This window comes from Collinsella aerofaciens ATCC 25986, from assembly GCF_010509075.1.
In the GTDB taxonomy this organism is placed as follows: Bacteria; Actinomycetota; Coriobacteriia; order Coriobacteriales; family Coriobacteriaceae; genus Collinsella; species Collinsella aerofaciens.
Genome location: NZ_CP048433.1, coordinates 60,177 through 82,048, shown reverse-complemented (window position 1 = coordinate 82,048; position 21,872 = coordinate 60,177). Strand labels below are relative to the sequence as shown.

Genomic DNA, 21,872 nt, shown 5'->3' with positions numbered 1-21,872 from the left:
AAGAAATGTTCAGTCGGACACATGTCGAGACAATCCGATCCGAACCATCAAAACGCCGCCCGTTGCTATGGCTGGTTATGCACAACGAACCAACGTTTCGCAATACAGTAGCGCATTTTATGCACGATTTGGGGCTAATTCCGGTCAACGGTCGAGAATTTCTTTAGTTAGGCGAAGTATGTGGGGATATTTTGGCTCTGTTACAAATATGTAAACAAAAAGGGTCCCGCACTTGCGGAACCCTTTTCAAGTATTTATGTGGCTCGTGCTTAGTAGCCGACGATACCCTGCGGGAAGAAGAACATGCACAGGACGACACACACGGCAAAAACGACGGCCATAATTACCGTCAGGCGATCGAGGTTCTGCTCCATGACGCCCGTGGCAGAGCTGGAGTTATACAGCGAGCTAGCGATCATATCCGAAACGCCGGTGCCCTTACCAGAGTGCATCAGGACGAGAATCGTCAGCGCCACGGCAGAGACAGCCCAAACGACAAACAGAAGAATCTGAAACGGACCCATAGATAAGCTCCTTAATAGAACAATTCAAACTCCAGTACTGTACCACAACCCCCAGCACTCCCCCATCAGCCATTTGGTGACGAGGTAGAAATAGCGCAAAAAAGAGGGTTGTCCGGTTGTGGACAACCCCCTTACTAGAAAACGGTATTTGTTTTCTATTAGGCCTCGGTGGCGAGTACGCGACCCGTCATCTCGGCGGAAGGCTCAATACCAGCCATGGTGAGCATAGTCGGAGCGATATCGGAGAGACGGCCGTCCTCGATACCGGTAAGCTGTGCCTTCTCATCAACGATGATGAACGGCACGCGGTTGGTGGTGTGAGCCGTGAACGGATGCTTGGAACCGTCGGAAGCGACGTCAAACATGTGATCGGCGTTGCCGTGGTCGGCGGTGATCAGCGCAAAGCCGCCCTTGGCGAGAATCGCCGGGACAACCTTGGACAGGGCATCGTCAACGGCCTCGACAGCCTTAACGGCAGCGTCGAACACGCCGGTATGGCCAACCATGTCGCAGTTTGCGAAGTTCACGATGTAGAAATCAGCGCGATCCTCGTTGATGGCGGCGACAAGCTTCTCAGTAACCTCGGGAGCGCTCATCTCAGGCTGCAGATCGTAGGTAGCGACCTTGGGGGAAGCGACGAGCACGCGCTCCTCGCCCTCCTTGGGCTCCTCGATGCCGCCGTTGAGGAAGAACGTCACGTGGGCGTACTTCTCGGTCTCGGCGGTGTGCAGCTGCTTCAGGCCATTGGCGGCGATAACGTCGGCCAGGACGTTCTCGGGGAACGTCTTGGGGAAAGCGACCTCGACGTCAAACGTCGGGTCGTACTCAGTCATCGTCACAAAGTGCGAAAGCTTGATCTGCTCGCGCTCAAAGCCGTCGAACTCCTTGTCCGTGAACACGCGAGTCATCTGACGGGCGCGGTCGGGACGGAAGTTGAAGAAGATGGCCGCGTCACCCTCGTGGATGCCCTCGTTGTGGGCAGCAAAGGGCTCGACGAACTCATCGCCGCGCGGATCCTTCTCGTAGTAGGCCTTGATACCGGCAACGGGGTCGGTATCGGCATCGGACGCATTGACCATGACATCGTAGGCGCGCTGGATGCGCTCCCAACGGTTGTCGCGGTCCATGGCCCAATAACGGCCCGAGACGGTGGCAACGCGAGCGTCGCAACCGGTCTCCTCGGAGATCTTGGCCAGGAAGGCGCAGAACTCACTCATGTAACCGGCACCGGACTGCGGGTCGACGTCGCGGCCGTCCATAAAGGCGTGGACGCGAACGGTCTTGACACCGTGCTCGGCAGCCATCTTGACCAGAGCCTCGACGTGGTTCATGTGAGAATGAACACCGCCAGGACTCATAAGGCCCATGAGATGGAGAGTCTTGCCGTCAGCCTTGACATCGTCCATAGCCTTGACGAAAACCTCGTTCTTGGCGATGGAACCGTCCTTGATGGCATTGTTGATGCGCGAAAGCTCCTGGAACACGATGCGGCCGGCACCGATGTTGAGGTGACCCACCTCGGAGTTTCCCATCTGACCGTCGGGAAGGCCCACATCCTCGCCCGAAGCACCGAGCGTGGTGTGAGGATACTTCTCGTACAGGCTATCAAGGAAGGGCGTCTTAGCAGCGGCGACGGCGTTCTCGCCATCGGCCGGAGCCAGGCCACAGCCGTCCATGATGATCAGGAGTGCAGGAAGATGACGTTGTGCCATATGTCCTACTCGCCTGCCTTGACGACCATAGAAGCGAAGTCGGCAGCCTTGAGCGAAGCGCCGCCCACGAGGGCGCCGTCGACGTCGGGCTTGGCGACGAGCTCGGCGATGTTGCCGGGCTTGGCAGAGCCACCATAGAGAACGCGGATGCCGTTAGCGAGCTCCTCGCCGAACATCTCCTTGAGGGTCTCACGGATAGCGCCGCAGACCTCCTGAGCGTCCTCGGCGGTAGCGGTCTTGCCGGTGCCGATAGCCCAGATGGGCTCGTAGGCGACGACGACCTGCTTGGGGCAAGTGATCTCGAGACCCTCGAGACCAGCCTTGACCTGGTTCACGACGTGCTCGACATAGGTGCCGGCCTCGCGGACCTCAAGAGACTCACCGCAGCAGAAGACGGGAACAAGACCGGCGGCAACGAGGGCCTTGGCCTTCTTGTTCTGATCCTCGTCGGTCTCGTGGAAGTAATCACGACGCTCGGAGTGACCGATGATGCAGTAGGTGCAGCCAGCGGACTTGAGCATGTCGCAAGAGGACTCACCGGTGAAGGCACCCTTGGCCTCCCAGTACACGTTCTGTGCACCGAGGGCGATGGGGGCAGCCTGAATGCGGTCATGAACCGTGGTGATGTCGATGGTCGGAGGGCAGACGAGCACCTCGACGCCAGCCGGAACCTCGGGCAGAGCCTGGGCCAGCTCGTCGGCGAGCTTGGCAGCCTCGGCGACGTCGTTGTTCATCTTCCAGTTACCAGCGATAAGAAGGGTGCGATTAGGCATCGAGAAGCGCCTCCACTCCGGGCAGGGCCTTACCCTCGACGAGCTCCATGGAAGCGCCACCGCCGGTGGAGATCCAGCTCATCTTGTCGGCCAGGTTAAACTTATTGACGGCTGCGACGGAATCGCCACCACCGATGATCGAGGTGCAATCAGCCTCGGCAACAGCCTCGGCGATAGCCTGGGTGCCATGAGCGAAGTTGTCGAACTCGAAGACGCCCATGGGGCCGTTCCAGAACACGGTCTTGGCGCCCTTGACGGCCTCGGCGTAGAGCTCCTCGGTCTTGGGGCCGATGTCCATACCCTCACGGTCGTCGGGGATAGCGTCGGAAGCGACAACCTCGGGGACAGCGTCCTCGCCAAAGTGATCGGCAACGCGGTTGTCGATGGGGAGCAGGATCTTGACACCCTTCTCCTCGGCCTTCTTGAGCATCTCGCCGGCGCGCTCGACCCAGTCCTCTTCCTTGAGGGACTGACCGACGGACAGGCCCTGAGCCAGGAAGAAGGTGTAGGCCATGCCGCCACCGATGATCAGGGTGTCAGCGGAGTCGATGAGGTGATCGAGAACGCCGATCTTGGAAGAAACCTTGGAACCGCCGACGATAGCGACGAAGGGGCGCTCGGGCTCGGCGAAGATGCCGGTCAGCGTGTCGACCTCCTTCTCGAGCAGGAAGCCAGCGACTGCAGGCAGGTAAGCGGCGGGGCCCACGACGGAACCCTGGGCGCGGTGAGCGGTGCCGAAGGCATCGAGAACGAAGACGTCACCATAGGAAGCGAGCTTCTTGGCGATCTCGGGATCGTTCTTCTTCTCACGCTTGTCGAAACGGACGTTCTCGAGAACGAGGACCTTGCCCGGCTCGACGGCGGCGACAGCCTCAGCAGCCTTCTCGCCGTAGGTGTCGGCGACAAAGGCAACGTCGAGACCAGAGAGCTCAGCGAGCTTCTTAGCGACAGGCTCAAGGGAGAGCTCAGGCTGGAAGCCAGTGCCCTCGGGACGGCCGAGGTGGCTCATGAGGATGACGCGAGCGTTGTGCTCAACGAGATAGTTGATGGTGGGCAGGGCAGCCTTGATACGGGTGGTGTCGCCAACGACGCCATCCTTGATAGGCACGTTGAAGTCAACGCGGACGAGAACGCGCTTGCCGTCGACATCGATGTCGCGGACGGTCTTCTTGGTAAAGGCCATGTTTGCTTCTACCTTTCGTACGTGTCTGCCTCCCATTACGGCAGACGATTTCCTATAAAAAGGGCGCGACCCTAGGGTGTAAGCCCTATAAGGCCGCGCCCTTCTTTAGACGCTCAACGAGCTATTCGCTAAAAGCTAAATTAAGCAACGAACTTCTCGAAGTACTTGATGGTGCGGACCATCTGAGAGGTGTAAGAGTTCTCGTTGTCGTACCAAGAGGTGACCTGAACGAGGGTCTGGCCGTTGCCGAGATCAGAGCACATGGTCTGAGTGGCGTCGAAGATGGAGCCGTGGGTCTCGCCGACGATGTCGCGGGAGACGATCTGGTCCTCGTTGTAGGCGAAGGTATCGGGGATGGTCTCGGCGTAGGCCTTCATGGCAGCGTTGACCTCGTCGACGGTGACCTTCTTGTCAACGACGGCGTAGAGGTTGGTCAGCGAGCCGGTCGGCGTCGGGACGCGCTGGGCGGCACCGATGAGCTTGCCGTTGAGCTCGGGGAGAACCAGGCCGATGGCCTTGGCAGCGCCCGTGGTGTTCGGGACGATGTTCTCGGAGCAGGCGCGGGAGCGACGGAAGTTGCCCTTGCGCTGCGGGCCGTCGAGCGGCATCTGGTCGCCGGTGAAGGCGTGGATGGTGGTCATGATGCCGGAGACGATGGGAGCGAAGTCGTTCAGGCCCTTGGCCATCGGGGCGAGGCAGTTGGTGGTGCAGGAAGCAGCGGAGATGATGTTGTCCTCAGCGGTCAGCGTCTCATGGTTGACGTTGTACACGATGGTGGGCAGATCGCTGCCGGCCGGAGCGGAGATGACGACCTTCTTGGCGCCAGCGTTGATGTGGGCCTGAGCCTTAGCCTTGCTGGTGTAGAAGCCGGTGCACTCGAGAACGACGTCGACGTCGAGGTCGCCCCAAGGCAGGTTGTTGGCGTCGGCCTCCTTGTAGATCTTGATCTCCTTGCCGTCAACGGTGATGGAATCCTCGCCAGCGACGACCTCGTGATCGCGAGCATAGTTGCCCTGCGTGGAGTCGTACTTCAGCAGGTAAGCGAGCATATCGGGAGAGGTGAGGTCGTTGATAGCGACGATCTCGGAGCCCTCATGACCGAACATCTGGCGGAAGGCCAGACGACCGATGCGACCGAAGCCGTTAATAGCAACCTTTACTGCCATTGTGTCTCCTTTCGTAAGGCCCCCGCAAGCTACAGCGCCTGCCGTTGAGGCCCACAAACTAACCACTCGCCTAATATACCTTTTTTTTGGCTTGAATTTCACGAGAATGCTCGAAATTGAAAATCAAATTTGCGTTAAAACGCTTTAACGTATAAAACAGCAGTTAAACCACCATAAAAGCTATTGCGTTAAACTACCCGCTTGCTTCAATGAGCTTTTCAAGGCGCAAAACACGGTGATACAAGGCCGACTTCGACAAAGGAGGGTCGGCCATTTCCCCCAAATCTCGCAGTGAGAGATCGGGGTAACGCTCGCGTAAGTCACAAAAAACTGCCAGAGCGTCCGGCAGCGTTTCGCGCAAACCGCGCCGATCAAGCTCATCGATGAGCGCAAGCTGATGTTGGGCGGCACCGGCACTTCTGGTCTGGTTGGCAAGCTCTGCGTTCACGCGACGATTCACGTCGTTCTTCACCAGCTTAACCGCGCGGGCCTCTTCAATCTCGGCAACGCTGCGCTTGGCGCCAATCAGCTGTAACAGACGTTTAATCTCCTCGGCACTCTTGATGTACACGGCATACGAGCCGCGACGCGCATTGACGCGGGCGTGAACTCCAATCTGCTCCAGAAGGTCGCAAAGTCCCTTTGCATACTCCTCGCCCTGAACCGCGATCTCCAAATGAAAATCGCCACGCGGGTCGGCAACAAAGCCTCCGGCAATCAGCGCACCGCGAATATAGGCGAGCCTGCAGCAAGGACGGGCGACGATGTGGCGCGGCACACCCGCGACGAGCCCTCCCCTACGGTCGAGAATGCCCAGCAGCACCAGAGCCTTATCCAAATCGGGCTGATCGGGCAAGGTGATGAGATAGTTTCGTACCTTGTGCAGGACCGACTTACGAACCGTGAATTCGGTCTTGAGCTTAAGGATACGATGCGTCAGCGCAATCATCGTGCGCGCCACAGCACCCGTCTCGGTCGCGACCGTCAAGCGGTACCGTCCCGAGCCCGCCAGCGAAAGCGTGCCGCTCACACGCGTTAGCGCAGCAAGCGTCGACAAATCGCAGTATTCGCATTCTGGTTCGCAGCGCGCAAGCTCGTCACGCACCTCAGCGGTAAACGACATGTAAACCTATGCCTTCGTGTTGGCACGCGACAGGTCACGGTGGGAGATGCTCACATGATACTGAGCACCCTCCAGGTAACGGGCCGTGGCCTCGGCAATGGCGACGCTACGGTGCTGTCCGCCTGTGCAGCCGATAGCAATGGAAAGCTGCGGCTTGCCCTCTGCGATATAACCCGGCATGACCGTATCGAGCAGCTGGGTCCAGGCCTTCCAGAACTCCTGGGTCTTGGGGTGGTCCAAGACAAAATCGGAGACCTTCTTATCGAGACCGGTCATGGTGCGCATCTCGGGATCGTAGAAAGGATTGGGCAAGAAGCGAACATCGATCATGATATCCGCCTCGATGGGCATGCCATGCTTAAAGCCAAACGAGAACACGTGGACATCCATAAGCTGCTGGTCGGACAGCTCGGAAAAAGCCATGCGCAGCTTGTTGCGCAAGGCAGAAGTGCGCAAGCGGCTCGTGTCGATAATCATATCGGCTCGATCGCGAACGCCCTGCAGCTGCAGACGTTCACGCTGAATAGCGTCGGCCGTGGTCTCCCCCGGCTTTGCAATGGGATGGCGACGACGGTTTTCGCTATACCGGCGAATCAGCACCTCGTCAGACGCCTCGAGAAACACAATGTCGCAGCTCATCTCGCGCTCTTCCAGTGCGGCAACAGCATCGAGCAGTTCATCGAACAAGCCCTGGCTACGCAGGTCGCAGGTAACGGCAAGGTGCCTGCCCACGCCCGTATTGATGCCAACGAGCTCAGCAAGCTGGGCAATCAGGCGTGGGGGCAGGTTGTCGATACAAAAATAGCCCATGTCCTCAAACACATGCATGGCTTGAGTTCGGCCCGAGCCGGACATTCCGGTGATGATAACGATATCGGGGATACGCTCCGAGCGCTCCGCCGCATCCATGGCATCTCCCTTTTGCATGTGTGCCTCCTAAAATAAGCGCGGGACCCGGCCAGCGGATCCCGCGCGATCAATTGCCTTTATTGAGTATACCGCCCCAAGCGGATACAAGGCCCGTCTTACGCCTCAAGCGCAGCCTTGAACCAACTTGTAATACTCGTGGGGTGCGTGATAGCGGTGCCGACGACAACGGCCCACGCGCCGGCGTCGATTGCAGCGCGAGCCTCCTCGGGCGTATGCACGCGACCCTCGCAAATGATGGGAAGGCCGGGAAATTCCTCGGTCGCCTGACGCAGGAGCGGCAGGTCGGGGCCATCGGCCATGGTGCAGTCGATGGCGGCGACACCGTGAGAGAGTGTGGTGGATACCAGGTCGAAGCCCATATCAACCGCACGGCGAATGTCCTCGATGGTGGCACAATCCGCCATCAGGAGCACACCCTCCTCGTGCAGCGGGCGGAAGGTGTCCTCGACCGACTTGCCATCGGGACGCGGACGATCGGTGGCGTCGATCGCCACGATATCGGCACCCGCAGCAACGCAGGCACGAGCGTGACGCAGCGTCGGCGTGATGTAAACGCCCTCGTGCCCGTCCTTCCACAGACCGATGACGGGAACCTCACAGCGACCCTTAATGGCGGCAATGTCGGCAAGGCCCTGGCAGCGAATGGCGGCGGCGCCGCCAAGCTCGCAAGCGCGAGACATTTGAGCCATGGTCTCGGGCGTACGAAGCGGCTCGCCCATATACGCCTGAACGCTCACGACGAGCTTGCCCTTCAGGGACTGGATCAAAGGATCAACGGTCATGTTCGACTCAACCTTTCTCAAAACAGCCTTCTGAGACACCGCACCTTGACGTTCAAACCGTCGCTCGCGTACCGAAGTACGCTTCGCTCCTCTTTCACGTCAATCTGCGGCACCTCAGAAGGCGCACTTGGTAGTTATGTTTACTTCAACGATGCAAGAAGGTGTTCGGCGGCACCGATGAGCGGCGCGTCGCCCTCCAGAGAGCCGATGAGAATCGGCGTGTCCTGAAGCGGGTCGAGCGCCTGGCTGGCATAGCCCTCGTGCACCGAGTCCTTCCACGTCTGTGAACGCCAATCGGGGCCTTGGTGAATCACGCCGCCCGAAAGCACGATGACCTCAGGGTCCAGGATGTTAGCGAGCGAGCCCAGGCTGGCGCCCAGCGCAAAGCCGGCGTCATGAATGACCTCGGTCGCCTTTGCGTCGCCTGCGCGGCACAGGTCGTTCACGTCACGGCCGACCGAAGGACGGCTGGGGTCGACGCGGCCAAAACGCTCATCGTACATGCGCCCGATTGATGTTCCGGAAGCAACCGACTCCAGATGGCCGGAACGCCCGCAGGCGCAGGGAATGCCGGCGGCAGCCGAGCACTCGATGTGGCCCATATGGCCGGCAGCACCATGGAAGCCCTGCATCACGCGGCCGTTCTCGACATATGCGCCGCCGATGCCCGTACCGATGCCCAAACACAAGACGGAGAACTTGCCCTTGCCGACGCCCCAGTGGGCCTCGCCCAGAGCATGAGCCTGCACGTCGCCTACAACGGCAACGGGAAGGCCGAGGTCCTCGCGCAGACGCGGCCCCAACTGAACACCGGACCAGCCGGGCATAATCTCATTGGCATACGCGATGGCGCCCGTCTTGGGGTCGACGACACCGGCAGCGCCGATGCCAACTCCGAGGACCTCGACATCGGGATTTGCCTCAAGAGCTGCCTTGATAGACGCCTCGATGCGCTGGAAGACTGCTTCGCCACCCTCCTGGGCCTCGGTGGGAACCTCAGCCTCAAAAACGGGATGGGGCACACCGCCGTCAGCCGGATACTCCATGATGGCAGTCGCGATCTTAGTTCCGCCGATATCGACAGAGCAGACGTACTTGTTCTCCATGTCGTTCTCCTTCGGAGACAAAAACAACTACAGGAAATGCGCCGTCAGGCTAGCCGTCACAGCGCGGTAAAGGTTTTCCAGGTGCCCGAGATCGCCGAGAAACCGTGCGGCCATTGACCTAATGGGTCGTGGCCGCACGGTTGAACGGCGAGGTCGGGTGCCTGGGAAAGCTTTAAAGGAGACCGTTGTCCTGGAGGACCTTGCGAATCGCCTCGACGTTCTCACCGGTCATGGCCTTCACCGGGCGCGGCATGGTCGGGCTGTCGAAGATGCCCATGAGGTTCATAGCGGTCTTGAAGGCGCCGACGCCACCGGCATAGCCCTGGACGCCCGAGGTGACATCCCAGATGTGCGAAATCTCATTGAGGCGATCCTGCTCGGCCTTGACGGTAGCCCAGTCACCAGCCTGAGCGGCCTTCCACTGACGAACGTAGCCCTCGGGCTCAACGTTGGCGAGACCCGGGACAGAGCCGTCGGCGCCACCGAGGTAAGCGCCGTCGACAACAACCTCGTGACCGGTGAGGATGCTCATCGGATGGCCGTTCTTTTCGTTCTCCTGAACGAGGTAGCGGAACGAGATGTCATCACCCGAGGAATCCTTGACGCCAGCAAGGACGCCCTCGGCGCCGAGCTTGGCAAGAAGCTTCCAGGGAAGCTTGGTGTGGACGCACACGGGGATGTCGTAGGCGAAGATGGGCAGGTCGAGTTCCTCGTGAAGGATGCGGAAGTGCTCCTCGACCTCGGTCATGCCCTGCAGGGCATAGAACGGGCAGGTGGCGACGAGCGCATCGGCGCCCAGCTCCTGAGCGACCTTGCCGTGCTCGATCATGCGCTCGGTCTCGGTGTCGATGATGCCGACCAGAACGGGAACGCGGTGGTCGACGATACGGACGGCCTCTGCGACAATCTGGCGACGGCGCTCGTCGGTGGAGAAGACGACCTCGCCCGAGGAGCCCAGGAAGAACAGGCCATCGACGCCGGCATCGATCATGCGGTTGATGCTGCGCTCAAAGGAGGCAACGTCGAGCTGGTGGTCTTCGGTATCGGGAACAACGACGGGAGGGATAACGCCGGTGAATTTCTGAGTTGCCACAAGAATCTCCTTAGTTGTCTGGCGGGCAGCCCTATGCCGCCCACTCTTGTTGGCGGTGTCCAGGCCGTCTAGGCCAAAGAACACGAATAGAACGTTTGGTTAAAGAAGTCGACGACTTCGTTTTCGAACGCATTGATGCGCTCGTGAGCGTATTTGGCATAGATGATATGCCTCCGGTCACACTCAAGACCGTTGAATACGGCAAACTGACCCTTGGGATCACTCACGGTATCCATGAGCGATGTGCCCATGAGCACCGAGCCACGAACCCGAGGCGACAGCGTCTCGAGACCGCTGGGAAGCGGATTGGCAAGCGCCGTGCAGGCAAGGCCCCGCTCGTCCAGAGCAGAAACCGCCAGCGCGACACCGCCGCCAAGGCCCTCGCCCCATGCAAAGATGCGGTCGGGATCCATGCCATCAAGGTTGCGCGCAACCTTCGCCAACGCGCAGCCCCAACGGACACGCTCGACAAAAGCAGGCGAGGTAATCCCCTGCTGCAGATCGTTGGATCCAATAGTCTCATCGTCCAGCGCGAGGACGGCATACCCCATGGCGACAAATCTCGTCATGTGATGCCAGCCGCGCACGGGTCGGTCGATGTCGTGAAACATCAGGCATAGTGGCACAAGCTCGGATGCCCGGTCACGACCAACAGGCTCAATCAAACGGCCGTGCACGACATACCCGCCGAACTCAAAGGAAACCTCGGAGTAGCGCGCGCACGGATTTGCGAAATCAATCGCCGTAACGGTCAGCCCGCAAACCTCAAGGTCCGAAGCGGCTGTCTCCAACTCGGAAACATCCGCAGAAGCATCGCCGCGCCAATCCCGGAAATCAGAGAGCCTTGACGAAACCGTCCCAGCAATTCCCGCAAGCTCGGGGACAATCAGCTCATCGATATTGCTCTCGCACTTAGACATGAGCCTCCCCTCCCTTGCAGAAAAACGGAATGATCAGATCGTCAAAATCCTGAATCTCCTCGTGACCGAAGCCTTCAAAGAACTCATGACGCTTTTCGCAGGTCAGGTTGTTGTAGACTGCAAACTGCGTCGCCGGAGGGCAGACGATATCGGCTGTGCCCGTGCCAAACAGCACGGGGCATTTGACCATGGGGGCAAAGTTCTTGGAATCGAAGTACGCCAGCTTGGCATAGGCTTCGTCGATACGAGTCGAGTCCTCGTCAAACCAGCGAGACCAATAGCGCAGGCCCTCGTAGGCGATGTCGTCGGCATCCAAATCCCAGACCAGGCGGAAATCCGACAGGAAGGGATAGAGGATGACGGCGCGATTGATAAGCTCGCTGTTAAGCGCACAGGTCGCTATACCCAAACCGCCGCCCTGCGACGCGCCGTTCACAAACACACGGGCAAGATCGATGCCCTCGAGCTCGCGAACAATACGGCACAGAATGCGAATATCTTGGTGCAAGCGGACATAGTAGAGGTTGGCCGGGTCACCGTCGATACCGGCGACGATATGGCCCGCGACCGTTGTGCCCTCAAATCCGCCAATGTCCTCGGACGGACCTCCTTGACCAGGACAATCGAGAGCAATGAGCGCCATGCCCATGCCCGCAAACGATGCCTGCTCAAACCAGCTGCGACTCGCACCTGGATATCCATGGAACTGAAGTACCAATGGCATGGGCTCGTCCGAGACAGGTTTAAGGTACTTGGCGTGCAGGCGAGCGCCACACATGCCGGTATACCAGAGATCGAAAAGCTGGCAGGTCACGGCATCGGTGACCGATGCCGCCTCGATCGCATAGTCAAGCCCGACGGCGTCAGCCTCGGCCATGCGATCCTTCCAAAAGAGATCGAAATCTGATGGACGGGGCATGGCGCCTCGATATTCACCAAATTGCTGTTGTAGCTCCTGAGCACTTGGCATGGCTCGTGAACCCAACCTTTCGAAATCGCAACGGAGGTGCGCCCGGCAAGGGAACCGGGCGCACGGGAGGGAAAGCGAGGCTACTCGCCGAGCTTGGGATGCAGCAGCGACGGCGCAGCGCCGAGCAGCATCTTGGTGTAGGGGTCCTGAGGGTGCTGGAAGACCTGCTTGGCCTCGCCCTGCTCGACGATCTTGCCGCCATTCATAACGATGATGTCGTCAGAGATATAGCGGACCGTCTGGATGTCATGGCTAATGAACACCATGGCCAGGCCGAGCTCCTTCTTAAGGTCGGTCAGCAGGTTCAGAATCTGCGCGCGGACCGAAACGTCCAGAGCCGAGGTGGGCTCGTCGGCGATGATGGCATCGGGGTTCAGCGACAGGGCACGGGCAATTGCCACGCGCTGGCGCTGGCCGCCCGAAAGCTGGCCGGGAAGAACCTCGGCGGCGGAGCTGGGCAGGCCGGTGAGCTCCAAGAGCTCCTTGACGCGCTTCTCCTGCTCGGCCTCGGTACCCAGGTTGTGGACGCGCATGGGGTCGAGCAGTTGCTCGCGAACGACCATGCGGGGATTGAGCGCCGTGGCCGGGTTCTGGAACACGACCGAGATGACGCGACCCATGTGGCGACGGTCCTCGGCGGTACGTTTGGTAACGTCCTTGCCCTTAAAGTAGACCTTGCCGCTCGTGGGGGCCTGCAGGCCGCACATGACGTTAGCCGTGGTGGACTTTCCGCAACCAGACTCGCCGACGATGCCGATGGTCTGCCCGGGCATGAGCTTAATCGTTACACCCTGGACGGCGTGAACCAGGTTGGGGTGCAGAATCGAGCCGGTACGGGTCCTAAAGGTGACGTGGACGTCATCAAGGAAGATGATCGGCTCGACGCCGTTGACTGCGGTCTCGCTCATCTACATCACCTCCGCGTGAGGGGTCAAACCATTTGCCTTGAGCACCTCGTCGGGGAGCTCGGAATAGAAGTGCTCGGTGCCGGGCACGCGCTTGAAGACCGGACGGGTGTCCAGGCCAATGCGCGGATGACTCGAGCGGGGTGCGAAGCGATCGCCCTTGGGGAAATCGCGCGGGCTCGGAACGGCGCCGGGCACCTGGTGCAGGCGGCCCGAACCGCTCTCGATGGACAGGACGGAACCCAGAAGACCGCGAGTGTACTCGTGGATCGGGTTGGTGAGCAGCTCCTTGGTGGGCGCCTGCTCGATAACCTGGCCGGCGTACATAACCGTGATGTTATGGGCGACCTCGGCGACCAGTGCCAGGTCGTGCGAAACGAAGATCATGGCAAAGCCGAGCTTGGCCTGAAGGTCGTTAAGCAGCTTGATGACCTGCTTCTGGACGGTAACGTCCAGAGCGGTCGTGGGCTCGTCGCAGATGACCAGCTTGGGGTCGCGGGTAAGGGCCATAGCGATCAGAACGCGCTGACGCTGACCACCGGAAAGCTCATGCGGATAGCTCTCGAGCGTACGCTTGGGGTCGAGGCCCACGAGCTCCAGGAGCTCCTCGGCGCTACGGGTGCCGCCGCGCTTGGTGAGCTGCTTCATCTGGGCGGAAATGAGCATGGAGGGGTTGAGCGAGGACAGGGCGTCCTGATAGACCATGGCGATATCGGTACCGCGCAGGCCGAACCACTCCTTCTTGCTCATCTTGAGCAGATCGCGGCCCTCCCAGAGAACCTCACCAGAAAGGTGCTCGTCATCGTCGGTCAGGCCCATGATGGCCAGCGTGGTGATGGACTTACCGCAGCCGGACTCGCCTACCAGGCCCATGGTCTGGCCGGGACGGACGTCAAAGTTGACGTGGTCGACGACGTTGATGTCACCGTGGTGCTCAAACTGAATGCAGAAGTCACGGACCGAGAGAATCGGCTCGACAGACTCGTCGGGCACATGGCGGTCGTTACGCTTGAGCTCGACATCGCGCAGGGCGCCAAGGCGAGCGGAGAGGGACTGAGCCTGCTCCTTGTAGGCACGAACGGGGTCGGAGACCAGCAGATCGGCCTCGCGACGCTTGGAGGAATCGGTCGGATCCAGGGCGGCGGAGGGAGCAGCGGCCATGGCGTCGGTAATACCCTCGGAGAGGATGTTGAGCGCCAGGCAGGTGATCATAATGGCCAGGCCCGGGAACAGTGCCTGCCACCAACGGCCAGCGAGCACGCCGCCGCGGGCGTCGGCGAGGATGTTGCCCCAGGTAGCGGTGGGCTCCTGGATGCCGGCGCCGATGAAGGTCAGCGAGGCCTCGAAGATGATGGCGTCTGCGACCAGGGTAACGGTGAAGACCATGATCGGAGCGATGCAGTTGCGCAGAACATGCTTGATCAGAATCCACGGAGCCTTGGCGCCGGACACGATGACCGCGCGGACATAGTCCTCACCGTACTCGGACACGATGTTGGCGCGCACGATACGGGCGATCTGCGGAGTGTACATAAAGCCGATGGCGAAAATGATCGACGGCACGGAATTGCCCAGGATGGAGACGAAAACGGCTGCGAGGGCGATACCCGGGATGGACATGATGATGTCCAGGATACGCATGATCGCCTCAGAGATAGACTTGCGCGAAACCGCTGCAAGGGCGCCCACGACCGAGCCGCAGACCAGAGCCATGGCAGTGGCGCCAAAGCCGATAATCAGCGAGTAACGACCACCGTAGAGCATACGCGACAGAATGTCGCGGCCCTTATCGTCGGTACCGAAGATAAATCCGTTGCCGGGAGCCTGGCGAGCCGTAAAGATCTCGACCGGGCTATAGGGGGCAAGAAGGGGCGCCAAAATCGCAGTCAGGGCGACCAGCACCAGCACGACGGCGGCAATCTTAGAAGACAGCGTCATCTTCTTCCAGCCACCGAGCTTGAGCCCCTTGGAGGCAGCCTTCTCGAGCTGCTCGGTTTGCTTCTCTCGAATCTTTACCATAATCTACACCGTCCTGATGCGCGGGTTGATGAGCAGGTAGAGCATGTCAACCACGATGTTGATGATGATGAAGGCAAGAGCAACGACGATAACGACGCCCTGAACCAGGTTCGCCTCGTTGCCCTGAACGCCCTGCAGAATCGCAGTGCCCATGCCGGGGAGGTTGAAGATAACCTCGATGACGACGGCGCCGCCCATGAGGTAGCCGATCTTAAGACCGAGGGTGGTGACCGGGGTGATCAGCGCATTGCGAAGAACGTTGATGCCGACGACGACCTTCTCGGGAACGCCGGCGCCACGAGCCATACGGACATAGTCCTTGTCGAGCTCCTCGACCATGGCGGTACGCACGATACGAGTCATCTGGCCCGTCAGCGGAAATGCCAAGGCGATAGCGGGCATGATCATACGCCCCAGATAGCCAACCGGATTCGTGGTGAAGTGAGGCAGAGCACCCGATGCCGGGAGCACCTTAAGGTAGGAAGAGAACAGCAGGATCAACAGAACGGCAAGCCAGAACGACGGGGTTGCCAAGCCGGCGATGGAAAAGACGCGGATCACTTGGTCCGGCCATTTGTCGCGATACAGTGCCGCGATGACGCCGAGCAAAAACGAAACGACCGCACCGATGGCAAGACCGATGAAGGTCAGCTGCATCGTGACGGGCAGGGCCGTGGAGATGCGCTTGGCAACGGAGTTGCGGGCAGCGCCGTAGGTACCCATGTCGCCATGAATCAAATCGCCCATATAGCGCACGTAGCGCACAGGCCAGGGGTCGTCCAGACCATACTTCTCATGGTACTCGGCAACCGCCTCGGGCGAGGCACCGTCACCCAACGCCGTGTAGGCGGGGTCGGTCTTGGAGAACGACATAAGGAAGAACACCAGGACGGTGACGCCCAATGCCATGATCGGCAGCGCCACAAGACGCCTTCCAATCAAACGTAGCAAGTTGTTCACGTTCTCTCCCCTTTCTTTTGTCGGTAGGACCAACTGGTATATGAGTACGGATACTCATTACAAGACCCGAGCGACATCGTTGCCGCCCGGGTCTTTGTTTCAACTATGAGGATACGGTCCCAACGGCCGACATCCTGCATACAGACTCAAGCGAGTCTTACGCCTTGACGGTCGCAACGCCCCTGAAGGACATGCTCGTCGTGCCGATGCCCTTGAAGCCGTCGAGAGCCTCGCCGTTGGGCGCGGTGGACGGATCGTCCCAGGAAGCGGAGACGGTCTTGACGTGGACAACGGGGTACAGAACGGCGTTGTCGGCGATGATGTCGAAGCACTCGTTCCACTTCTTCTGCTGCTCGTCGCCCTCGGCGGCAAGAGCCTCGTCCATGAGACCGTGAAGCTTCTGCCACTCAGCGGACTCCTTCCACGGGCAACGGGTCTGCATCCAGACGTTGTCGCCATACCACCAGTTGAGCAGCAGGTCGGGGTCAGCGCCGAAGCAGGAAGGATCGCCAGGGGCAAGGAGGATATCGTAGGCCTCGCCGCCGTCGATGGCAGCGTAGGTGGCCGGCGAGGTATCGGTCTGGATGGTCACCTCAAAGCCGAGAGCGTCGAGGTCGTTCTTGACCTGGGCGGCCATGCCCTTGATCTGCTCGTTGTCGGTGGTGCGCAGGGTGATGGCACCCGGGGTGATGCCGGACTCCTCGATGAGCTTCTTAGCCTTCTTGGCGTCGGTCTTGTACACCGTGGAAGCCTCATGATAATTGGTGAAGCTCTTGGGCAGGTAGCAGCTGGCAGCGGTGGCAAGGCCGGCGAAGGTGTTGCTGACCATCTTCTCGGTGTCGAGCGCATACATGACAGCCTGACGGACCTTGACGTTGTTCCAAGGCTCCTTGGCGACGTTGAACATGATGAAGCGGGTGCCGAAACCCTGAACGTTATCGATCTTGCAGCCGGCGCTCTCGAGCTGGTCGACGGCGTCAGCGGTAACGAGCTCCATAACGAGCGTGGAGCCCTCCTGCTGAGCGGTAACGCGAGCGGTGGGGTCGGTCAGGATGCTGTACTGGATCTTCTTATCCTCGGCAGCATACTCACCGTTGTACTCGGGGTTGGGAACCAGGGTGATCTCGGTATCGGAGATAGAGTCGTACATCCAGGGGCCGGAGCCGATCGGCTGCTTGGCGCGATCCTCCTCGGTCTGGGTGGCCGGGGTAACGCGGATGATGGCAAGACGATCCTTGAGCAGAGAGAAGTTGGGGACCTTGGTCTTGACCGTCACGGTGCTGGCGTCCTTAGCCTCGATGGACTCGAAGGGCTGGAAGAACGGAGCATAGGTAGCGGAAGCGGCGCAAGCGGTGTAGGATGCAACGACATCGTCAGCGGTGACCTCGGTGCCATCGGAGAACTTGGCGCCCTTGCGGATGGTAACCTCGAAAGTGGTGTCGTCCACAGACTTGGGGTCGTCGGTGGCGAGCTCGTTGAAGGTGCTGTAGTCGTGGTAATCGATGCCGTAGAGGCCCTCGACGACGTGCCAGTTAGCACCCAGGCCCACAGCGGAGCCGGTGCTGGCGGGGTCGAAGCTGGACGGAGCGTAAGCGGAACCAGCGGTGATCACGCCGCCGCCACGGTTGGCGGAATCGGTGGAACCGGAAGCGGAACCCTCGTCGCTAGAGCTGCCACCGCAGCCGGTGAGACCAAGCCCTGCGACAGCAGCGACGCTGCCGGTGAGGCCGAGGAACGAACGCCTGGACATACCCTTGTTGATGATGGCCATGTCTTCTCCTATCAATAGAGAATCTTACCCGGGAGCACCTAGACTTGCCCCCGCGCAACTTGCGGACGATATATACCTTACCTACCGACAAACCCAACTTGGGTGCCGCGCTCGGCGACCGATACATACATACGCTTGAACGGTATTTACTACCGTTCACCGAATTCATTGACAAACGATTCGACAGACAGTATGTATCGGCGAGGTGAGATATCAGTCTTCGTCAACCCGCAGGATAGCAGGGTTATTCACCATGGCTAGTCAAACGTTTTAGCGTTAATAAAACCCGAAATCAGCAGGTAATCGCCGCGAAATAAATGATTGAAAATCAGCCAATCATGTATATCAGTTGTTTAGAAGCGCGTTTAGTTTTCGGAACGGCTGGCCGATGCCTGGGCGCGCTCGGCATTCCATGCAACAAGTGCCTCGTGGACCGCTTTGGCGACATCGGCCGGAACGCCTCGAACTTCCGCAATCTCCTGCTCGCTTGCCGCGCGCAAACGCTTCATCGAGCCAAAATGGCGCATAATGGCACGTTTTCTGGTGGGTCCCACGCCCGGAACGTCGTCAAGCACCGAAACCGTCATAGCCTTATCGCGCAACTCGCGATGGAACGTAATCGCAAATCGGTGGGATTCATCGCGAACCTGCTTGATCAGATAAAGCGAAGCGGAGCCGGTCGGCAGCACGACGGGGGTCTCGTCCCACGGCACGAAAACTTCCTCATCGGCCTTTGCCAAGCCACAAACTGGTATATCGAGGCCAAGCGCCTCAAGTTGCTTAATTGCAGCGGTCAATTGCGGTTTGCCGCCATCGACAACGAGCAAATCGGGGCGCGAGCCAAAGCGCTCGTCCGCCATGCGCTCGGGAGCATAGCGACGCCCCAGAACCTCGGACATCGATACGAAGTCGTTCGCCTCGTCCAATTCGGCCTGAATTTTAAAGCGACGATACTGGCCCTTGTCGGCACGGCCATTGGTAAATACCACCATCGAAGCGACGGTAAAGGTGCCGTGCAACGTCGAGATATCGAAGCACTCGATGCGCAACGGCGGCGCAGGCAGCGCCAGCGCGCTTTCGAGCTCCAGGAGCGCTTGATTGGTGCGATCGTCAGCATACCCCGTGCGCATCATGTAGCGCATGAGGGCATGGCGCGCATTTTTGGAAGCCATATCGAGCAGGCGGTGCTTTTCGCCGCGCTGCGGCCTATGGAGATGGCAAGAGCGTTCGCGCTTGCCCGCAAGCCACTCCCCCAACGCCTCGGCATCCTCAAGCTCGACAGAGAGATTGATCTCGGCTGGAATATCAGCCGTCTCGTCGTAATAGCGCTTAAGAAAGCCCGATTGAAGCTCTTCCTCGTCGACATCCAGGCCTTTATCGAGGATGAACTCACAAGTTCGAACCGTTCGGCCCTCGCGAACGACAAAGACACAGGCGGCAGAGATAGTCTCTTCGCGATAGAAGCCGATGACGTCGATATCGACGCTCGATGGAAAAACGACCTGTTGGCGATCGTCCAGGCCCCTAATGACTTCCAGGCGACGCTTGACGCGCGCCGCACGCTCAAAATCGAGCGTCTCGGCTGCCTCCGTCATCTCGGACGTAAGCTCGTCAACGACATCCTTGCGATGGCCCGACAAGAAACGTTCGACACGTTTGACGTTCTTGGCATAGTCGGCAGGGGAAATCGCGCCGACGCATGCGCCCGGCCCGCGCCCGACATGGTAGTCAAAGCAGGGACGCCCGTTTTGCGCGCAAATCATATTGACGATGTCTTCTTCGCCCTTATGAGATTCGACGATGCGGCGGCAGCGGCGCCATTCCGCACAGGATGCCGAGCAAATAGGAATAACCTTGCGTAGCGTATCGATGGTCTCACGCGCCGCACGGCTATCGGTATAGGGGCCAAAATAGCGCGTTCCCGGTTTATGACGCTCTCGCGTGTATTTAATAGCCGGAAACAAGTCGCTCTTGGTAATGGCGATAAAGGGATAGCTTTTATCGTCTTTGAGATCGACGTTAAAGTACGGATGGTACTGGCCAATCAGATTGCGCTCGAGCACCAATGCCTCGTGCTCGGTCTCCACCACGATATAGTCGAAACTCGCCACCAGCTGCATCATGAGCGGGATCTTTTGACGCTCGTCCTGCAGTGTCACGTATTGACGCATACGGGCACGCAGGTTTTTTGCCTTGCCCACATAGATGACATCACCCTTGGCATCTTTCCAAAGGTAGCAGCCGGGTTGCGTGGGAACGCGCGAAACCTGCTCGGCAAGTGTTGGAATGTTGTCGTGACCTGCCACGCGCACCTACTTGCGACGAAGCAGCGCCGAGACCTCAGGCATCTTAAGGACGACGGCAAGGCCAAAGGTAACAGCAAGCGAGACGACACCCGCAACGCAAACGTAGCCAAGAGTAATCAGAATCGAGCCGCCAAGTGCCCCGACAAAGTGTTCAAGCACCCACATGACGCCGGCGCCTGCGGCAGCACCTAGGCCACCGAGCAAAAGGCCAAAGAAACCGCCATGCAGGATAGATTTGACCTGAAGGCCACGCAGGCGACGACGCAGCCACCACAGCGAACAGCCGACCAAGATCACGTAGTCGACAACATACGAAAGCGCGATTGCCGGCATACCGAAGCCCAGCACAACGCCAAACAGCAGAACCGAGCCGGCCTGGCCGATGGCGGAATACAGGCAATAGCGGCTATAGGGCTTCATGTCGAGCAAGGCAGAGAAGCTCTTCTGCATCAACACGACCACGCCGTAGAGCGGCAGCGAGAGCGCCAGATAGACAAGGTACTCGGACACCAGCGCCACGCCGGATTCATCGAACTTGCCAGCACAGTAGATCATGTTGAGCGGACGCGCGAAGACAATCAGGTACAGCGCGAACGGAATCAGGAAGAACAGCATCTGGGCGACGCCACGTGAAATGCCCGTGCGAACGCTGTCGTAATCCTTCTCCTGCGCGTCGTGAGAGAGCTCGGTATAGAGCGCCGTCGAAAGCGAGGCGGCAATCAGCGCGTAGGGTAGCGTGTACCACAGGCGCGCATAGGCGATGACGGAAGGACCCGTCTCGGGCTGGACCACCAGCGCGGCAGCGTTGGTGATAGAAGTCGAGACAAACATGCACACCGTGGCGAGCAGCGTCGGGATACCGAGCGCAATCGTCTGGCGCAGCGCGGGGTCCTTAAAGTCGATATGGATATGGGGATGCACGCCGTGCTTGCCAAGCGCGGGAATCTGACATGCCATCTGAACAAAGACACCGAGGGTCGTACCGGCCGCAATCAAGATGATGCCGGCACGTTCGCCAAACTGTGCGGACACGGGCGCAAAACCCATAAAGCTCGCAATGACGATCACATTGTTGAGGACCGGGGCAAACGTCGACCAGAAGTAGTCGCGGTGTGCGTTGAGAACGCCCGAGAACACCGAGCCCAAACCATAAAACAGAATCTGGATGGCAAAGAAACGGAACATGAACGCAGCGGTATCCATGCTGCCGCCGTCACCCGAAAGGAACGATTGCGTCCAGATAAAGCCCGGGGCGAACACGGTCCCCAGCAACGAAATGCCACCCAGCACCAAAAGCAGAATGCCGAGCAGGTTGCCCACGTACTCGTTCGAGGCCTCGCGACCCTGCTCACGCCTCACGCCCATGTACACGGGCAAAAACGCCGTCACGAGCATGCCGCCCATCACGAGTTCGTAGAGCATATTGGGCAGGTTGTTGGCGACCTGATAGGAGGACGAGAGCAGCGACATGCCGATAGCGGCCGCCATTGCCCACGTGCGGATAAAACCGGTGACGCGAGACACAATGGTCAGGATGGTCATAAGCCCGGCGGAACGACCAACCGTGGAGTAGTCCGACGAGCCCATGTCGTCAGTGTCATCTCGCGACGAAGAAGCTTCGGATGAGGG

At 59.6% G+C, this 21,872-nt stretch carries 18 protein-coding genes; all 18 read right to left on the bottom strand.

All coding sequences use genetic code 11. From position 1 onward, the window contains the following. Positions 1-269: 269 nt before the first annotated feature. Positions 270-524, bottom strand: a complete 255-nt coding sequence (secG, locus tag GXM19_RS00325) for a preprotein translocase subunit SecG (RefSeq protein WP_006236144.1) — start codon at positions 522-524, stop codon at positions 270-272. Between the two features lie 158 nt (positions 525-682). Beyond that, the gene (gene gpmI / locus GXM19_RS00320; RefSeq protein ID WP_006236146.1) at positions 683-2,236 is read right to left on the bottom strand and encodes a 2,3-bisphosphoglycerate-independent phosphoglycerate mutase; all 1,554 of its coding nucleotides are present in this window, start codon (positions 2,234-2,236) and stop codon (positions 683-685) included. Between the two features lie 5 nt (positions 2,237-2,241). Beyond that, positions 2,242-3,009: a triose-phosphate isomerase gene (tpiA, locus tag GXM19_RS00315; RefSeq protein WP_006236147.1), complete on the bottom strand. Its 768-nt coding sequence runs from the start codon at positions 3,007-3,009 to the stop codon at positions 2,242-2,244. Continuing rightward, positions 3,002-4,192, bottom strand: coding sequence for a phosphoglycerate kinase (locus GXM19_RS00310; protein ID WP_006236149.1), 1,191 nt, complete (start codon positions 4,190-4,192; stop codon positions 3,002-3,004). The genes tpiA and GXM19_RS00310 overlap by 8 nt, the downstream gene beginning before the upstream one ends. 140 nt (positions 4,193-4,332) lie before the next feature. Then, entirely contained in the window at positions 4,333-5,358 is a 1,026-nt protein-coding gene (gene gap, locus GXM19_RS00305; protein WP_006236151.1) for a type I glyceraldehyde-3-phosphate dehydrogenase, read from the bottom strand. Positions 5,359-5,551: 193 nt separating this feature from the next. Beyond that, positions 5,552-6,481: a DNA-binding protein WhiA gene (gene whiA, locus GXM19_RS00300; protein WP_006236152.1), complete on the bottom strand. Its 930-nt coding sequence runs from the start codon at positions 6,479-6,481 to the stop codon at positions 5,552-5,554. A 6-nt stretch (positions 6,482-6,487) separates the two neighbouring features. Beyond that, complete coding sequence (gene rapZ, locus GXM19_RS00295; RefSeq protein ID WP_006236153.1) at positions 6,488-7,408, bottom strand: RNase adapter RapZ; 921 nt, start codon at positions 7,406-7,408, stop codon at positions 6,488-6,490. 98 nt (positions 7,409-7,506) lie between these two features. Continuing rightward, entirely contained in the window at positions 7,507-8,193 is a 687-nt protein-coding gene (locus GXM19_RS00290) for an N-acetylmannosamine-6-phosphate 2-epimerase (protein ID WP_006236154.1), read from the bottom strand. A 140-nt stretch (positions 8,194-8,333) separates the two neighbouring features. Further along, the gene (locus tag GXM19_RS00285) at positions 8,334-9,299 is read right to left on the bottom strand and encodes an ROK family protein (protein ID WP_006236155.1); all 966 of its coding nucleotides are present in this window, start codon (positions 9,297-9,299) and stop codon (positions 8,334-8,336) included. Positions 9,300-9,471: 172 nt separating this feature from the next. Continuing rightward, positions 9,472-10,392: a dihydrodipicolinate synthase family protein gene (locus GXM19_RS00280; protein ID WP_040359998.1), complete on the bottom strand. Its 921-nt coding sequence runs from the start codon at positions 10,390-10,392 to the stop codon at positions 9,472-9,474. A 68-nt stretch (positions 10,393-10,460) separates the two neighbouring features. Continuing rightward, positions 10,461-11,312, bottom strand: a complete 852-nt coding sequence (locus tag GXM19_RS00275; RefSeq protein WP_006236157.1) for an acetylxylan esterase — start codon at positions 11,310-11,312, stop codon at positions 10,461-10,463. After that, positions 11,305-12,282 (bottom strand): acetylxylan esterase, encoded by a 978-nt coding sequence (locus GXM19_RS00270; RefSeq protein ID WP_006236158.1) that lies wholly within the window; start codon positions 12,280-12,282, stop codon positions 11,305-11,307. Before GXM19_RS00270 ends, GXM19_RS00275 begins: the two co-directional genes overlap by 8 nt. Positions 12,283-12,362: 80 nt before the next feature. Then, the gene (locus GXM19_RS00265; RefSeq protein ID WP_006236159.1) at positions 12,363-13,190 is read right to left on the bottom strand and encodes an ABC transporter ATP-binding protein; all 828 of its coding nucleotides are present in this window, start codon (positions 13,188-13,190) and stop codon (positions 12,363-12,365) included. Next, positions 13,191-15,206, bottom strand: a complete 2,016-nt coding sequence (locus GXM19_RS00260) for a dipeptide/oligopeptide/nickel ABC transporter permease/ATP-binding protein (protein WP_006236160.1) — start codon at positions 15,204-15,206, stop codon at positions 13,191-13,193. Between the two features lie 3 nt (positions 15,207-15,209). Next, the gene (locus GXM19_RS00255; protein ID WP_035138896.1) at positions 15,210-16,166 is read right to left on the bottom strand and encodes an ABC transporter permease; all 957 of its coding nucleotides are present in this window, start codon (positions 16,164-16,166) and stop codon (positions 15,210-15,212) included. Positions 16,167-16,323: 157 nt separating this feature from the next. Continuing rightward, complete coding sequence (locus GXM19_RS00250) at positions 16,324-17,937, bottom strand: ABC transporter substrate-binding protein (protein ID WP_006236162.1); 1,614 nt, start codon at positions 17,935-17,937, stop codon at positions 16,324-16,326. 365 nt (positions 17,938-18,302) lie between these two features. Then, positions 18,303-20,243: an excinuclease ABC subunit UvrC gene (uvrC, locus tag GXM19_RS00245; RefSeq protein ID WP_305954489.1), complete on the bottom strand. Its 1,941-nt coding sequence runs from the start codon at positions 20,241-20,243 to the stop codon at positions 18,303-18,305. A 6-nt stretch (positions 20,244-20,249) separates the two neighbouring features. Next, positions 20,250-21,830 (bottom strand): murein biosynthesis integral membrane protein MurJ, encoded by a 1,581-nt coding sequence (gene murJ / locus GXM19_RS00240; protein ID WP_006236165.1) that lies wholly within the window; start codon positions 21,828-21,830, stop codon positions 20,250-20,252. Positions 21,831-21,872: the final 42 nt, after the last annotated feature.

What these genes read in the sequence shown, in the direction of transcription:
- secG (WP_006236144.1), bottom strand. Translation starts at nt 524, where the DNA reads ATGGGTCCGTTTCAGATTCTTCTGTTTGTCGTTTGGGCTGTCTCTGCC.
- gpmI (WP_006236146.1), bottom strand. Translation starts at nt 2,236, where the DNA reads ATGGCACAACGTCATCTTCCTGCACTCCTGATCATCATGGACGGCTGT.
- tpiA (WP_006236147.1), bottom strand. Translation starts at nt 3,009, where the DNA reads ATGCCTAATCGCACCCTTCTTATCGCTGGTAACTGGAAGATGAACAAC.
- GXM19_RS00310 (WP_006236149.1), bottom strand. Translation starts at nt 4,192, where the DNA reads ATGGCCTTTACCAAGAAGACCGTCCGCGACATCGATGTCGACGGCAAG.
- gap (WP_006236151.1), bottom strand. Translation starts at nt 5,358, where the DNA reads ATGGCAGTAAAGGTTGCTATTAACGGCTTCGGTCGCATCGGTCGTCTG.
- whiA (WP_006236152.1), bottom strand. Translation starts at nt 6,481, where the DNA reads ATGTCGTTTACCGCTGAGGTGCGTGACGAGCTTGCGCGCTGCGAACCA.
- rapZ (WP_006236153.1), bottom strand. Translation starts at nt 7,408, where the DNA reads ATGCAAAAGGGAGATGCCATGGATGCGGCGGAGCGCTCGGAGCGTATC.
- GXM19_RS00290 (WP_006236154.1), bottom strand. Translation starts at nt 8,193, where the DNA reads ATGACCGTTGATCCTTTGATCCAGTCCCTGAAGGGCAAGCTCGTCGTG.
- GXM19_RS00285 (WP_006236155.1), bottom strand. Translation starts at nt 9,299, where the DNA reads ATGGAGAACAAGTACGTCTGCTCTGTCGATATCGGCGGAACTAAGATC.
- GXM19_RS00275 (WP_006236157.1), bottom strand. Translation starts at nt 11,312, where the DNA reads ATGTCTAAGTGCGAGAGCAATATCGATGAGCTGATTGTCCCCGAGCTT.
- GXM19_RS00270 (WP_006236158.1), bottom strand. Translation starts at nt 12,282, where the DNA reads ATGCCAAGTGCTCAGGAGCTACAACAGCAATTTGGTGAATATCGAGGC.
- GXM19_RS00265 (WP_006236159.1), bottom strand. Translation starts at nt 13,190, where the DNA reads ATGAGCGAGACCGCAGTCAACGGCGTCGAGCCGATCATCTTCCTTGAT.
- GXM19_RS00260 (WP_006236160.1), bottom strand. Translation starts at nt 15,206, where the DNA reads ATGGTAAAGATTCGAGAGAAGCAAACCGAGCAGCTCGAGAAGGCTGCC.
- GXM19_RS00250 (WP_006236162.1), bottom strand. Translation starts at nt 17,937, where the DNA reads ATGGCCATCATCAACAAGGGTATGTCCAGGCGTTCGTTCCTCGGCCTC.
- murJ (WP_006236165.1), bottom strand. Translation starts at nt 21,830, where the DNA reads ATGGGCTCGTCGGACTACTCCACGGTTGGTCGTTCCGCCGGGCTTATG.